The following is a 12,846-nucleotide window of genomic DNA, read 5'->3' as shown; positions in this document are numbered from 1 at the left end:
CGCGAGCTGCCGCCGCTTGGCTGCCGACGGGCTGATGTTTCTCCCCGGCAAACGGCATCTTCACGCCATCGCCACCGCTGGGGTGGCAACGAAGCGAACAAGGAGATGGGCACCGTGTCGGAGACATTCACATTGAGATTTGCGGCGACAATATCAGCGGCGGCACTCGGAGCGCTGGCGGTGCTGGCCGCCCAGGTGAGCCGCGCGAGCGCGCAGGAATTCGATTGCCGCAAGGCGGGTATGGCCTCCGAGCGCACCATCTGCCGGAGCGACGTCCTGGCAGCGCTCGACGAGAAGATGAGCGGCCTCTACGGCGAGCTGAAGCAATCCTATGGCCAGGGCAGCGACCGCGATCAGTTGAAGCGGTATCAGCGCCAGTTCCTCGCCGCGCGCAACGATTGCGGCCGCGACACCGAATGCATCAAAGGCGCTTATCTCGACCAGATCGGCGTGCTGGAAGCGCAGATCGAGCGCAACAATCGCCTGAGCGAGCGTTGACGGCGCGGCCCACTCCGTCGTTCCAGTTCAGGTTCAGTCGCGGCGCTAGTTCATCACCTCGAGGCGGACGTTGGTCAATCCGACGTCCGTCATCTTGAGGGTCTTGGCGGCCCCTTCCGAGAGGTCGATCACCCGGCCGGGTTTGAAGGGGCCTCGGTCGTTGATGCGGACGACGACGCTCTCACCCGTATCAACCCGCGTGACCTTCACCCGCGTACCGAAGGGCAGAGTGCGATGCGCCGCCGTCATGCCCGAAGGATCGAACCGCTCTCCGGTCGCCGTCTTCACGCCGGCGCTGATGCCGTAAAACGATGCGAGCCCCGTCGTTGCGTGCGCGCTTTTTTCAGGGACGGGACCGTGCAGGCCATAGGGGTGTGAAACGGCCGAAGGATCGAGGGTCGCGGTGGCCTTGACCTTCGGAACTGCGACAGTGACCGATATCGTCGGGCGCCACGCGACGATGTCCGGCTTATGGACCGTGATCTTGGCAGCCCACGGCCCCATTTGCAGGGCCTTGCCTGCGGGCGTTGCGAGGCCGTCGCTAAGCGACTCCGCCGAAAGAGGCGCCGCCGCCGCGGCAGTCGCCAGATTCAAGGCAAATACAAAGCCAACTCGAGCGCATCGATGCACGCACATTCCCCCCGGAACCACGCCGAATCCTATCGATTATGCTGATTCGCAGGGCGAAAAAACGTCGAAGGCGCCTGGGTCCCCAGACGCCGTCGTCAAAGTGCTTCGGGAAAAGTGGAAACCGGTTTTCCCGTCAGAAGCACGACAAACAAAAACCTAGAGCCGATCCGCGATTCAACTGAAAGCGGAAAGGCTCTAGGCCGGATGGGTGAATAAGGCTCAGCTGCGGCCGAGAACTTCGAGCGAAACCGCTGCCACGCCTTGGCCGGTCATGCTGATCGCCTGGGCGGCGGCGCGCGACAGGTCGATAATGCGGCCGCCGATGAACGGTCCACGATCGTTGATCGTGACGACGACCGAGCGGCCGTTCGTGCGGTTCGTAACGCGGACGCGCGTGCCGAAAGGTAGCGAGCGATGCGCAGCCGTGAGCGCGCCGGGGTTAAACCGGACGCCGGAGGCTGTCATCTGGCCTTGCCAGTAGTAGGAAGCCATCCCGCTGTAGGCGCCACGACCGGCGGCCGGAGCCGCATGGGCAACGCGATGCTTGCGCGCCGGAGCCGAAGCATAGTGACGGCGAACGACCCGATTGCGCGAGGCGTAGCGCGAATGCTTGACCCCACGGCGCGGAGCATAAGCTTGACGCGAATGCGAGGCCCGATGGGAAACCCGCGACTTGACGGCCTTATGAGAGGCCGACTTACCGCAAACATAGGATGACCCGCGGCAATTCCAGGCAGCGTCGGCCGGAACAGCGCTGGCGGCCATCCCCACAATACCAAATGCGGCAACAGCGATTAACGAACGCATTAGTGCACTCCTTGTTAAAAGGAGCAGCAGCGCTTCCGGGTCGAATTGAGCGATTTCCCCCGCCTGCGGCCGCAAAAAGGGCTGCAGGACAACCGCCACCGTGGCGGCACCGTCGTTAATGTTGGGAGAAGTGGCTCGTAAAATTGAAATTCCCTGAAAGACCCGTAACCCGAACTCCAGAACCCAGTTCGAACTGCTACCCGAGATGACTGGGGAAACCCCCCGTCCTGGCGGGGCACAACCAGCATCGGAAGCAGGGGCGGTCAACCCACGGCTTCCATCACATTTTAACCATATTATTTAAGGTTTTGAAAAACATGAGTGTTTCTGGGTGCATCTTTGAGTTGCGTGACGTCTGGCCGCAGCCAGCAACGTACTCGGATGGTTAATAGCTCCGGCGGAAACATTCCTTTTCCAGTCAATCGACTACCGCACTGCAGCAGGATTTTTCATCCGGGTACGTCGTAATTGATGAAATAGCGACGCTCCGTGAAAATCCCGGGGCAACGTTACCGCCCGCATACGTATCGGGGAGATCGCGCAACGGCCGGCTGGCTCAAAGCCAGCCCTTCTTCCGGAAATAGAGAAACGGCACCAGACCCGACACGAACATCAGGATAAGCGCCAGCGGATAGCCCCACGACTCCGCAAGCTCCGGCATATACTTGAAGTTCATCCCGTAGATAGACGCGACGAGCGTCGGCGGCATCAGCATGACGGCCATCACCGAGAACAGCTTGATGATCTGGTTCTGCTCGGTGGAAATCATTCCCAGCGTCGCATCGAGCAGGAAGCTTGTCCGCGACGAAAGAAAGCGCAGGCTTTCCATCAACGACGTGATGTCGTGGTTAGCGGATTCGATCCGCGCCATGATGCGCTTGTCGTCTTTGCGCTCGCGCACGGCGTTAGCGAAGTAGAGCAGGAGCCGGTGGATCGACATCGCGCTTTCCTGCGCTCTTGCGGTGACGTCGCCTTCCTTTCCGACGGTCTTCAACAGCAAGTCGAGCCGCCGGTCGCGCGAATGCTGGGCGCCGTTCTGCCCGAATACGAGCGGCGCCATCCGTTCGACCTGATCTTGAACCCGCTCGATGAGATCCGCTTCGCGTTCGATGAGCATTTCGGTGAGGCCGATCATGATGCCCGGACCGCTCACGCACGCCGGATCGCCCTTGGCGGCGCGGGCGACGTACAGCGGAAAGGCTCGGGGCTCGGCATAGCGCACCGTCACAAGGCGCGTGCCTGCCAATATGAACGTAATGACCGCCGTCAGCGGCACATCCTGCGTGCTGTTATGCACGATGATGGACGTCATGTAGTACGCGCCGTTTTCGGTATAGAACCGGTTCGACGCCTCGATCTCGCGCATTTCCGAGCGTGTCGGAACCTCGATGCCGAGGGCCTGCTCAATGATCTTGTCCTCATCCTCCACCGGATTGAGGAGATCGATCCAGACCCCGCCGCTCGACAGGTTGCCGATTTCCGGGCGCGCAACCAGCTTGCCGCCGACTGCGTCGTACACAGTTATCATCGGGATACCTCTGTAAAATCGATCGTTTGCGGCTATCTGAAAGGGATGCGCCAGAGGCGTTCTATGCCGCGTCTGCCCGGCGAGACCAATTTCATGGCGGCCGCGGCAAGGCAAGCCTGCTAAACTGAAAAAACACGATTTGACAGCACGGTGCATCGCGCGGCAACGGAGCGAGGATTGACGATGGCGAAAGAACACTCGGCAGCGCTGGCTCTGCTGGCCGCGGGGATGGCTGTCACAATGGCGCAACCTGCCGAAGCGAAAATCAAGTGCTCGGAAGGCTACCAGCTCGTCAATGGGGCGATGCTGTCGACTCCGTATTGCCGTGACAATTACGTGGCGGCCGTTGCGCGCCAGTATGGGATGAACGCTCCGGACGCCAAAGTCCGCAACAATCCGAATTTCAAGCGCGAGATTTGCCGCTGGATCGGGCACGACATCCGCGTCAAGGACTCATGCGAAGAGGTCGAGCCCAGCGGCCGCAGCCGCTTCTGAAATCGGTCACCGGAAACACGATCGCCAGAGGAACGACCGCCAGAAACACGAATGACGTTCGCTTGAACCGCAAACGCCATTCTGGAAACTGATCTGGTGCGTGGAGCGCTCGGCGACTAGCTGAGGTCGGGAGTGACTTCGCTGCTGTCCTTGGCGCGCCGCACGCTGCCGTCGAACTGCGCGCCCTCGTCGATCGAGAGCGTCTGTTTGACGATATCGCCCTCGACCCGCGACGTTGCGTTGAGATTGACCGACGATCCCTTCAAAGCGCCGCTGACTTCGCCTTGAATGATGATCGTGCGCGCGGTGATCGTGCCGACGACGCTGCCCGTGTCGCCGACGGTGACCGACTCGCCGTGAACGTCGCCCTGGATATGGCCCGCGATCAGCAGCGAACCCTTCGTCTTGATGACGAGCTGCTGCCCAGCGATGGTGATGTCCTGTCCGAGCACGGACGTCGGAGCGTCGACCGCCGGTGTCGAATGATGCTGCGTCGCCCCAAAGAGCGGGGGCGCCGACGTCTTGATCGGCGAAATCGGCTGCGGCGTGATGGATTTGATCGGTTCGACGGAACGCGGATCAGGCGTCGATACGCGGTTGAACATTACTTACCCCCTAAGATGACATCGGTTGTCGCCAGCCCCGCGACGACCGTTACACCACCGCACTTTGAGCACATTATGGCCAAGCACAAAAGTTCTCCGGCAAATTTCCAAGCCTGAAGACATCTCCGGCGCAGCCCGAAATTAGCAAAAAAGCATGCGTGGATGAAAGCTGTGAAGAACCTAACGCCGCTTTCCATAAAATTGATGACGAGGCGACTACGCCCCAGCAGGCTCGTCGGAAGTGAGCACCAAAGGCGCCGCCGGAATAGCCTTAAGCATTGCCGACACCGCGCTACGGATAATTCCCCAAAGATCAATTGCCTCATCAACAGTGAGGACATCTTCGGGATGGACCAGTGTATTTCGGTGCAAGTCTTTTATTTGCCGGAGCGTTGCACGGACCTTTTCATCCCCCGCTTTCATGTCATCAAGCTTGGCCAAATAACTTCCCAGATTCCGATTTCGCGGTTTTGCCGCTTTGGACGTCACAGCATCCCAATAACGCAAGAGAACGGCCTCGTTTGCACGAAGAAGATGGAAACCCGCCGCTGTCCCTAGTTCGAAAGCTAAACATCGACCCGCTTCTTGGACATCTCGTACCGCTTCAGGAACTTTATCGGCGAAGCCACCTGGGAAAAGAACGTCGCCCCGCGTAATTAAATCAATCGTATCGTAGCCACCCTTCTTCGAAACGAAATACGCGTCTGCTGCACGCAGCTCTGCCTTCAAAACTGGTTCAAAGTTATCGAGCGCGTTGATAACGCTGTAGACGTCAAAGAAATCCATCTTTCGCGCGGGGTCAGGATGAGTAGTCAGCTTTTTGATCGCCTCATAGAGGACATTGCCGTCTGCGAATGCTCCTCTCAACGCTTGAAAATAGATCGCCTTGGGATGGAAAAGCCCCTCAAGCTGATCCTCAGCCTCTGACAATGCAAATCGTGCCGAGCTGATAGGCTTCCCTTCACTCATAGCCTCCCTCAGCAGGTGGAACGCAAGTCCGATGTCATACGGATACGCCAGCGATATTCTGATCATGGTGCCCCCGCACATAGTTGCGGGATGACGCTGAAACTCTCTTGAGTTCGCACCCGCTAGCTTGTTGTGTATAAGCTAGCTCCAAAATTTGGAGTTGGGGAAGTACAATATCCCGCCGCCGTCTTGGCGCCTATCTCCAAAGATCGACGAAGGGCGCCACGACCCGAGTGCCGCGCCGCCCTTTGTAGACGTGCACGAACGGCGCATCGACGACGGTCCGCCCGCCGCTTTCGACGCGCGCGAACGGTGCGTCGACAACACGTCCGCGATAATAGCGGCGGTGATAGCGGCGGGAGCGGTAACCGACGTCATGAACAATGCTGACAGAGGAAGCGGCGCCGCTTGCAGCTGCCAAGCCGGCGCCCGGAGCAGCCGTCGCGTCCGATAGCCCGCTCAAGCCTGTCAAAATCAATGCAGTGCCCGCGATCAGCGCCGCAGGACTGAAAAACGCCGTCATGAGAAGCTATCTCCGTTGTGCTTTCTATGACGCTGAAATTAGGCGCGGAATTTGATGCCAGCAACCGCAGCTGCACCGAATGCCGACTCGTGCGACACTTGTACTGAGTGCCGAGCTAACCGATGCTCCATTTCGAGCGATATCGGGGAATTGCGGCAGGGAAAACGGGCTGTTTCGCGTGACGGCTTTGCTAGATCGAATGTCGGACCAACGGGGAGAACGGCAATGGCAATGCACTGGTTAGTGCGGGGTTGTGTGTTCGCATTGCTGAGCGGCGTCTCGGTCGCGGCATCGGCTGAAGACGCATGCCCGAAAGCCGGAACGCTGGGCGTCTCGCGCACGGTTGAAATCGACACCACCGGCGGCCCGGGCTTCGGCATGGAGCACTACAAGGCCTACGACTTCCTGCAAGACAAAGAGGTCGTACTGACCTTCGACGACGGCCCGCAGAAGTACTCCACCGAAGCCGTCTTGAAGGCGCTCGCCGACGAGTGCGTGAAGGCGACGTTCTTCTCGATCGGCAAGATGGCGCTGGGTTACCCTGAAATCATTCGCGAGGTTTCCAAGGCCGGTCACACCGTCGGAACGCACACCTGGAGCCACAAGGCCATCGCCAAGGCAAAAACCTTCGAGGAGGGCAGGGCCGAGATCGAGCGCGGCATCAGCGGCGTCCACCGTGCCGTCGGCGGACCGATCGCACCATTTTTCCGTTTCCCGACGCTCGTCGATACGCCGGAAGCCGTCGCCTATCTCGGCAAACGCAACATTGCGATGTTTTCGACCGACATCGACAGTATCGACTACAAGCCGCAGACCGTTGACCATCTCGTCAAGTCGGTCATCGCGAAACTCGACAAGCGCGGCAAGGGCATCATCTTGATGCACGACATTCACAAGCGCACGGCGCAGGCTCTGCCCCTTCTCCTCGCGCAGATGAAGGCCAAGGGTTACAAGATCGTGCATCTGACGGCGAAGGCTCCGGTCGTAACGCTCGCCGAATTCGACGAGACGATCGAAAAAGAGGCGAAGGGGCTGCCGCAGGTCGGCGCCGAACGGCCGATGTCGAGCGTCGTCAAGACCGTTGGCGCAACGTCGCCGCCCGATGACGCCGCGAGCGGTGCAAGCGAGCCTGAGGGAATGCCTGCTCCACCCGTGGAAGACAGCGCGCACGCTCCGCTTCCGGCCTTTCCGGCGGCATCCTCGCCCGCGGAGAAATCCGCATCTCCGGAAGCGTCCCCGCCGTCCAGCACAACTTCAGCTCCCGGCAAGCAATCGTCCAACGAACCGCCGAGCGCATCTTCCTCTGCCGGCACACAGGCCGCGCAAACAACGCAGCCAACCGCGGCGCCGGTTGCGTCTTCCGGAACTGCAGCGGCGTCGCCGCCGTCGATGACCACCGCGTCCGTCGTGCGCACGGTTTCAGGCAATGGCGAAGCAGAGCCGGCCGCCGCAACGGAACCCCCGGCCAAGGATGCCGCGCCCGCAGCGCCGCACAAATCTCTGATGGAGCGCGCCAAGGAGACGTGGAAGCTCTGGTTCGGCGAATAGCAGCAAGGGCCAGCGCGCAATAACGCCGTGCACGTATGGAAGCGACGCGCATAAGCTAGCGTCGCGACGAAAAAGAAATGGGTGGCAGATAATGCCACCCATTTCTTTTTGGCCGCCCTGTAGGTCCCCCCGGACCCGCCGCAAGCCAAGCTGGTATTGGGCGTATCAATGCAGCGAGATTAGAACCTGCGCATCGTTACGGCATGTGTGGGCGTCTTGCTCCCCCCCAGCCGGTCCCCCGATCGGCTGTCCCACGAGCAGGACGTTAAGTCAGCAAGAGAGGGTCTTCCACAGAAAAACGAATCACGTCTCACTGATTCGATATTGCTGTGGTGTTTTGGTTACAACAAAACAGCTGGAGACAATCGAAGTCACAAACCTCTCGCAAATGAAAAGGGCCGCTTTTGACAGCGGCCCCCGTGAGATCATTCGTCATGAAAGCGGAGTGCGATGTCCGCGCTCGTCGTATCAGGCACACCCCGGGAGATTTCCGGATGCAAGTCTGAGCGACCACGACATCGACCGCCTCAAGATCCCACAAGACATCGGATCACCTCCTCTCGATTGTTGCTGATGGAGGAAGACTCGCACTGTTCGCGAGCTTTGAAAAGGGCGCACGCGGCGCTCAATTATTTTCCGCAGCTCGGGTACGGTTCTTTTTCTCCGGCGACGATAGGGCAGATCCGGAAAGGCACCATCTGCTTCAACCGGTTTTTCCATTTGCTTTCGTCGATCGTCAGGTTTTCGGCGTTCGCTGGCGCGCGCTCCGCCCACTGGATCGTATAGATGGCTTCGCTGGCCTTGATCGCAATCGTCAGCGCTGTTTCGCTATGCTTATCCGGCTCGACCTTCCCGCAGCTCGTAACCGCGACGAACGCGTCCTGTCCGTCGATTTTCGTCGGACCCAGCGGCTTCACTGAAAAGGTGTCGGGGCAGAGCTTTTGAATGCTGCTCGAAATGTTCGCGGCGATGAACTGCGCGTTCTTGGTCGGATCCTTGTCCACATCCTTGACGCCGGTGATGCTGATGAGCTGCGTCCAGTTGCTAGGGTTCTCACCTTTCAGCGCGGCAGCGCGAAAATATCGGCCGCCGTCGGATTGTTCCTTCTGCATCGCGAACCCATCCGGCAGCGTGAAACCGACCAGATGCCCGAGGACCGGCGCGATGATCGACGATGAGGGCGTTTCCGCCGTCGCGGCCGATCCGGCCAATCCATAAAATACAGCGAGCAGGGCAGAGGCAGTTCGCGTTCGCATATCGAAAACCTTCATTGTCGAGCGTCGTCGGATAGGAGTGTGATGCGTCAAAAACATGGTCGGCCGGATCTGCCCGCTGATCGTTATCCGAGGCGGCTGAGGACGAACACCGCGAGCAGCGCAGAGATGGCGAGGTCCGACCATAGCGCAAATCGCTCTTTGAGATTGCCACGACGAAGAACATGTCCGAGCCCGGCAAATCCGTAATATAATCCGCCGACGATGGCGGCAGGGACAACCCACGAGGGCTCGAAGAGGCTCGCAATCCCGAGCGTTCCCATCGCCAGATTTCCGAATCCAACTTCGCGGACGATAGCGTGTGCTGCGGGAGCATCGATCTCGAAGATCGATTTCGCGGTGAATTCCGGTCTCAGCGTCTGCATCAGTCCACCGGCAAGCAGGCGAACGCCGCACGCCCAGAAGACAAACCATTTCCCGACAAGCCACATGATATCGGCCCCGGAGGAATAGAGCGCCTCGACGACGACGGAGGCCGCCGGAAGAACCAGCAGTAAAAGAACGACGGCAATATAATACATGTCTGCACCGCATCGATATAGTCTAGCGCTTGTAGCACGATGACGAGGCGAGGCCAGCTTGCTGGAGGCCCTGATCGTGCCCAGGCTCAGTCGCGATGTGTTCGCATCTCCATGGCGCGCCCGAAGCCCGCAAGTAAGGTGCCGAGCGCGAACAGCGCAAGCACAATCACTTGCAGAATGTCTTCCACGCCTTCCTTCTCGATCATGTAATCGGAAATATTTGCATCCGCGGTCCGGTAGCGGTCGAGGTTCTTATCCCGCTCGGCTTCGGCTTCCTTGACCTTCTCCTCCGGCGCATTCGCCACTTGCAGCAGCGCGATCCGGTTATCGTGGATGGCTTTCAGCTGAACCTGCGCCGACTGCTGGATGCTGAAAGCCGCAAGCCGCCATTCGATCTCGCGCTTCAACGGATCGAGATAGAACATCTGGGTCGCGGTCGCGCCGAGTAGCAGGAAAATGCCGAATAATTCGCCGAACTGATAGACCCTGGCCCCATTTTTGATTCCCCGTTTTGGCGCATCTTCGAAGTCTTGATGAGATAAAACGGGATTTAAGGCTATGGCTCGTGAAATTGTAAGTGCTGTTCAGTCCGTTTGCCGACGGTGACCATCCCGTGGATCGCGCGGCAATGGCGCACGAGGTTCTCGTGAGCATCGACAAACTTTTTCAGCGGCGTCGCGATGTCGTAGAAATAGATGTTGGCGATGAAGCCGTAAATTCCGGCGTCGATAGTTGACGGCGCGGGTCCATGCACGAAGCCGATTTCGGGGATGAGGTGCGCGAGGACCTGAAGATCGGCCAGGCCGCGCGCCATCGCATCGTCGGGTTCGTAGCGGCCGATGCCTTGGAAATGATAGCGCTGGGCATTGAATTCCTTCGCGGCAATGAGGCTTTCTTCCGTCAGCTGCGGATGCTCGCGGAGCAGCGCGTCACGGAATTGCATCCAGTACAGCTCGTCCTTCCAGCGCGAATAGGACATCACCCAATAGAGATCGTCGAGCAGGCGGGTAACGAGAAGGTCGGTGTCGCGCTCTGCCGACGTCAGGGCGTCGTCGATGGTGACACCGTACTTGCGTTTGGCGTGCGCCATGATCGCGTTGCTGTCGCCGATCGTTTCACCGTCATCGACGATGTAGGGCAGTTGACCGCGCGGCGCGGAAGACGCGTCGAAGATGTGCTCGTGTTTGAAGGGTACGCCCGCGAGGCGCAGGAAGGCATAGACCTTCAGCCCATACCCGTTGTTATCGGCCACGCCGAATAGGGGCGGATAGGAATAGAGGGTGAGCATTTTACACGCCAATCAAGTGCTAGTTTCACGAATTCAACGTGCGCCGTTGTTTGCGAAGGAGTCACGCTGAGCATGCGCCTGTTTCAGAGATACCATTTTTTGAGCATTGCGACGAATATTGCGCATCGCATTTCAATTATCTCATAGTGCGCTATCGCTCTTCCGCACCTTCTCTGTTTCAACGTAAAGCTGCTCACCCATCTCTTTGAACTTCTCGCTCATCTCGGCCATGCCAAGTTCCTTGTCGTTCAGTGTTGCCGCATAGTCGCGCACGTCCTGCGTGATTTTCATCGAGCAGAACTTCGGCCCGCACATCGAGCAGAAATGCGCCACCTTGTGCGCGTCCTTCGGCAGCGTCTCGTCGTGGAACGCCGTCGCCGTGTCCGGGTCGAGCGACAGATTGAACTGATCCTGCCAGCGGAAGTCGAACCGAGCGCGAGAGAGCGCATCGTCGCGAAGCTGCGCCGCCGGATGTCCTTTGGCGAGATCGGCCGCATGCGCCGCGATCTTGTACGTGATGACGCCGGTCTTGACGTCGTCGCGGTTTGGCAGACCAAGGTGCTCCTTCGGCGTCACGTAGCAGAGCATCGACGTGCCGAACCAGCCGATCATCGCCGCGCCAATGCCGGACGTGATGTGATCGTAGCCGGGTGCGATGTCGGTCGTAAGCGGTCCGAGCGTATAGAACGGCGCTTCCCCGCAGGCTTTGAGCTGCTTCTCCATGTTGACCTTGATTTTGTGCATCGGCACGTGGCCGGGCCCTTCGATCATCACCTGGCAGCCTTTCGCCCAGGCGATCTTGGTCAGCTCTCCGAGCGTTTCGAGTTCCGCGAATTGCGCGCGGTCGTTGGCATCCGCGATTGAACCCGGACGCAAACCGTCGCCAAGCGAGAACGAAACGTCGTATTTGCGCATCAGATCGCAAATCTCGTCGAAGCGCTCGTAAAGGAAGCTTTCCTTGTGATGCGCGAGACACCACTTCGCCATGATCGAGCCGCCGCGCGAAACGATGCCCGTCACGCGATTTGCGGTGAGGGGAACGAAAGGAAGCCGCACGCCGGCATGGATCGTGAAGTAGTCGACGCCTTGCTCGCACTGCTCGATCAGCGTGTCGCGATAAAGCTCCCACGTCAGCTTGACCGGATCGCCGTCGCATTTTTCAAGCGCCTGATAGATCGGTACGGTCCCGATCGGCACCGGCGAATTGCGGATGATCCACTCGCGCGTCGTGTGGATATTGCGCCCTGTTGAAAGATCCATCACGGTGTCGGCGCCCCAGCGGATCGCCCACACCATTTTCTCGACTTCCTCTTCGACCGACGACGTGACGGCCGAGTTGCCAATGTTGGCGTTGATCTTCACGAGGAAGTTGCGGCCGATGATCATCGGCTCCAGTTCGCCGTGATTGATGTTCGCCGGAATGATCGCGCGTCCGCGCGCAATCTCGTCGCGCACGAACTCCGGCGTGATGTGGTCGGGGATTTCGGCACCAAAACTTTCGCCGTCTCCGATCGCATTCTTCGCCCGCGCCAAAGCTTCCGTGCGTCCGAGGTTCTCGCGATGTGCGACGAAGATCATCTCCTTCGTGATGATCCCCGCGCGCGCATATTCGAGCTGCGTGAGGAGACTCCCTCGCCCCGTTCTTTCAACGGGGAGAGAGTCAGGGTGAGGGGCGGCCCTAACGTCTTGCTCATCACCCCACCCCCGATCCATCCCCGTCGAGGGGAGGGGAGAAGAAGGGACGCTTTCGTCTGGCATTGCCCGTAGCGGCTGATGTACCGTCGAAAACACGCGCGCGGCGTGAGTATCGGAAACGTTGCCATTGTCTTCGGGCTTCACCGCACGCCCGTCATACGCTTCGACGCCCCCGCGCTCTTGGACCCATGCGTCGCGCAATCGCGGCAAGCCTTTCTCGACGTCGATCGCCGCCGTCGCATCCGTATATGGCCCCGAGGAATCGTAAACGCGGAACGGCGCTTCGCCGCTCGCCTCGCTCAGCACGATCTCGCGAAACGGAATGCGCAGGCTCGGCGCGTCCTCGGGCGCGGCATAGACTTTGCGCGAGCCCTGCACCGGACCGGTCGTGACCTTCGGCGTAACGATGTCGGAAGCGCGAGTGACTTTGTTCATGGCAGATTGCTCCTCTCGACACCGCCCTTG

Annotated in this window: 14 protein-coding genes; 3 read left to right on the top strand and 11 right to left on the bottom strand. The window is 59.6% G+C overall.

What is annotated here, in order from left to right; genetic code table 11:
* Nucleotides 1-114 precede the first annotated feature (114 nt).
* A complete protein-coding gene (locus WC026_RS04825) occupies nt 115-498 on the top strand; it encodes a lysozyme inhibitor LprI family protein (protein WP_372709670.1) in 384 nt (127 codons plus the stop codon).
* 45 nt (nt 499-543) lie between these two features.
* On the opposite strand, the gene WC026_RS04820 is transcribed toward WC026_RS04825, so the two are convergent.
* From WC026_RS04820 to WC026_RS04810, 3 genes are all read right to left on the bottom strand, one after another.
* A complete protein-coding gene (locus WC026_RS04820) occupies nt 544-1,092 on the bottom strand; it encodes a septal ring lytic transglycosylase RlpA family protein (protein WP_372709669.1) in 549 nt (182 codons plus the stop codon).
* Nucleotides 1,093-1,347: 255 nt separating this feature from the next.
* Nucleotides 1,348-1,935, bottom strand: coding sequence for a septal ring lytic transglycosylase RlpA family protein (locus WC026_RS04815; RefSeq protein ID WP_372709668.1), 588 nt, complete (start codon nt 1,933-1,935; stop codon nt 1,348-1,350).
* A gap of 556 nt (nt 1,936-2,491) precedes the next feature.
* Complete coding sequence (locus WC026_RS04810) at nt 2,492-3,463, bottom strand: magnesium transporter CorA family protein (protein WP_372709666.1); 972 nt, start codon at nt 3,461-3,463, stop codon at nt 2,492-2,494.
* 183 nt (nt 3,464-3,646) lie between these two features.
* Here WC026_RS04810 and WC026_RS04805 point away from each other — a divergent pair, with 183 nt between their 5' ends.
* On the top strand, nt 3,647-3,958 hold the full coding sequence (locus WC026_RS04805) for a hypothetical protein (protein WP_372709665.1): 312 nt from the start codon (nt 3,647-3,649) through the stop codon (nt 3,956-3,958).
* A 116-nt stretch (nt 3,959-4,074) separates the two neighbouring features.
* Here the strand turns inward: WC026_RS04805 and WC026_RS04800 are convergent, their stop codons facing one another.
* The 3 genes from WC026_RS04800 to WC026_RS04790 form a co-directional block, all read right to left on the bottom strand.
* Nucleotides 4,075-4,563: a polymer-forming cytoskeletal protein gene (locus tag WC026_RS04800; RefSeq protein WP_372709664.1), complete on the bottom strand. Its 489-nt coding sequence runs from the start codon at nt 4,561-4,563 to the stop codon at nt 4,075-4,077.
* A gap of 216 nt (nt 4,564-4,779) precedes the next feature.
* The gene (locus WC026_RS04795) at nt 4,780-5,598 is read right to left on the bottom strand and encodes a hypothetical protein (protein ID WP_372709663.1); all 819 of its coding nucleotides are present in this window, start codon (nt 5,596-5,598) and stop codon (nt 4,780-4,782) included.
* 130 nt (nt 5,599-5,728) lie between these two features.
* Complete coding sequence (locus WC026_RS04790) at nt 5,729-6,055, bottom strand: hypothetical protein (RefSeq protein ID WP_372709662.1); 327 nt, start codon at nt 6,053-6,055, stop codon at nt 5,729-5,731.
* Between the two features lie 225 nt (nt 6,056-6,280).
* Here WC026_RS04790 and WC026_RS04785 point away from each other — a divergent pair, with 225 nt between their 5' ends.
* Nucleotides 6,281-7,603 (top strand): polysaccharide deacetylase family protein, encoded by a 1,323-nt coding sequence (locus tag WC026_RS04785; RefSeq protein ID WP_372709661.1) that lies wholly within the window; start codon nt 6,281-6,283, stop codon nt 7,601-7,603.
* A gap of 629 nt (nt 7,604-8,232) precedes the next feature.
* Here WC026_RS04785 and WC026_RS04780 read toward each other — a convergent pair.
* From WC026_RS04780 to thiC, 5 genes are all read right to left on the bottom strand, one after another.
* On the bottom strand, nt 8,233-8,859 hold the full coding sequence (locus tag WC026_RS04780) for a hypothetical protein (RefSeq protein ID WP_372709660.1): 627 nt from the start codon (nt 8,857-8,859) through the stop codon (nt 8,233-8,235).
* 83 nt (nt 8,860-8,942) lie between these two features.
* Nucleotides 8,943-9,398 (bottom strand): DUF6790 family protein, encoded by a 456-nt coding sequence (locus tag WC026_RS04775; RefSeq protein ID WP_372709659.1) that lies wholly within the window; start codon nt 9,396-9,398, stop codon nt 8,943-8,945.
* Nucleotides 9,399-9,484: 86 nt separating this feature from the next.
* Nucleotides 9,485-9,823 (bottom strand): hypothetical protein, encoded by a 339-nt coding sequence (locus WC026_RS04770; protein ID WP_372709658.1) that lies wholly within the window; start codon nt 9,821-9,823, stop codon nt 9,485-9,487.
* Nucleotides 9,824-9,954: 131 nt separating this feature from the next.
* Nucleotides 9,955-10,686, bottom strand: a complete 732-nt coding sequence (locus WC026_RS04765; protein WP_372709657.1) for a glutathione S-transferase family protein — start codon at nt 10,684-10,686, stop codon at nt 9,955-9,957.
* A 141-nt stretch (nt 10,687-10,827) separates the two neighbouring features.
* Nucleotides 10,828-12,816 carry a phosphomethylpyrimidine synthase ThiC gene (thiC, locus tag WC026_RS04760; RefSeq protein ID WP_372709656.1) on the bottom strand — a complete coding sequence of 663 codons (1,989 nt, stop codon included), beginning with the start codon at nt 12,814-12,816 and terminating at the stop codon, nt 10,828-10,830.
* Between the last annotated feature and the right edge of the window lie 30 nt (nt 12,817-12,846).

The organism is Hyphomicrobium sp. (assembly GCF_041674905.1).
Taxonomy (GTDB): domain Bacteria; phylum Pseudomonadota; class Alphaproteobacteria; order Rhizobiales; family Hyphomicrobiaceae; genus Hyphomicrobium_B.
The sequence above is the reverse complement of the archived record's forward strand: the minus strand, read 5'-3'. Positions and strand labels throughout refer to the sequence as shown.

Excerpts from the sequence above, each read along its gene's own strand:
- WC026_RS04815 (WP_372709668.1), bottom strand. The coding sequence starts at position 1,935 with ATGCGTTCGTTAATCGCTGTTGCCGCATTTGGTATTGTGGGGATGGCC.
- WC026_RS04810 (WP_372709666.1), bottom strand. The coding sequence starts at position 3,463 with ATGATAACTGTGTACGACGCAGTCGGCGGCAAGCTGGTTGCGCGCCCG.
- WC026_RS04805 (WP_372709665.1), top strand. The coding sequence starts at position 3,647 with ATGGCGAAAGAACACTCGGCAGCGCTGGCTCTGCTGGCCGCGGGGATG.
- WC026_RS04800 (WP_372709664.1), bottom strand. The coding sequence starts at position 4,563 with ATGTTCAACCGCGTATCGACGCCTGATCCGCGTTCCGTCGAACCGATC.
- WC026_RS04795 (WP_372709663.1), bottom strand. The coding sequence starts at position 5,598 with ATGATCAGAATATCGCTGGCGTATCCGTATGACATCGGACTTGCGTTC.
- WC026_RS04790 (WP_372709662.1), bottom strand. The coding sequence starts at position 6,055 with ATGACGGCGTTTTTCAGTCCTGCGGCGCTGATCGCGGGCACTGCATTG.
- WC026_RS04785 (WP_372709661.1), top strand. The coding sequence starts at position 6,281 with ATGGCAATGCACTGGTTAGTGCGGGGTTGTGTGTTCGCATTGCTGAGC.
- WC026_RS04780 (WP_372709660.1), bottom strand. The coding sequence starts at position 8,859 with ATGCGAACGCGAACTGCCTCTGCCCTGCTCGCTGTATTTTATGGATTG.
- WC026_RS04775 (WP_372709659.1), bottom strand. The coding sequence starts at position 9,398 with ATGTATTATATTGCCGTCGTTCTTTTACTGCTGGTTCTTCCGGCGGCC.
- WC026_RS04770 (WP_372709658.1), bottom strand. The coding sequence starts at position 9,823 with ATGTTCTATCTCGATCCGTTGAAGCGCGAGATCGAATGGCGGCTTGCG.
- WC026_RS04765 (WP_372709657.1), bottom strand. The coding sequence starts at position 10,686 with ATGCTCACCCTCTATTCCTATCCGCCCCTATTCGGCGTGGCCGATAAC.
- thiC (WP_372709656.1), bottom strand. The coding sequence starts at position 12,816 with ATGAACAAAGTCACTCGCGCTTCCGACATCGTTACGCCGAAGGTCACG.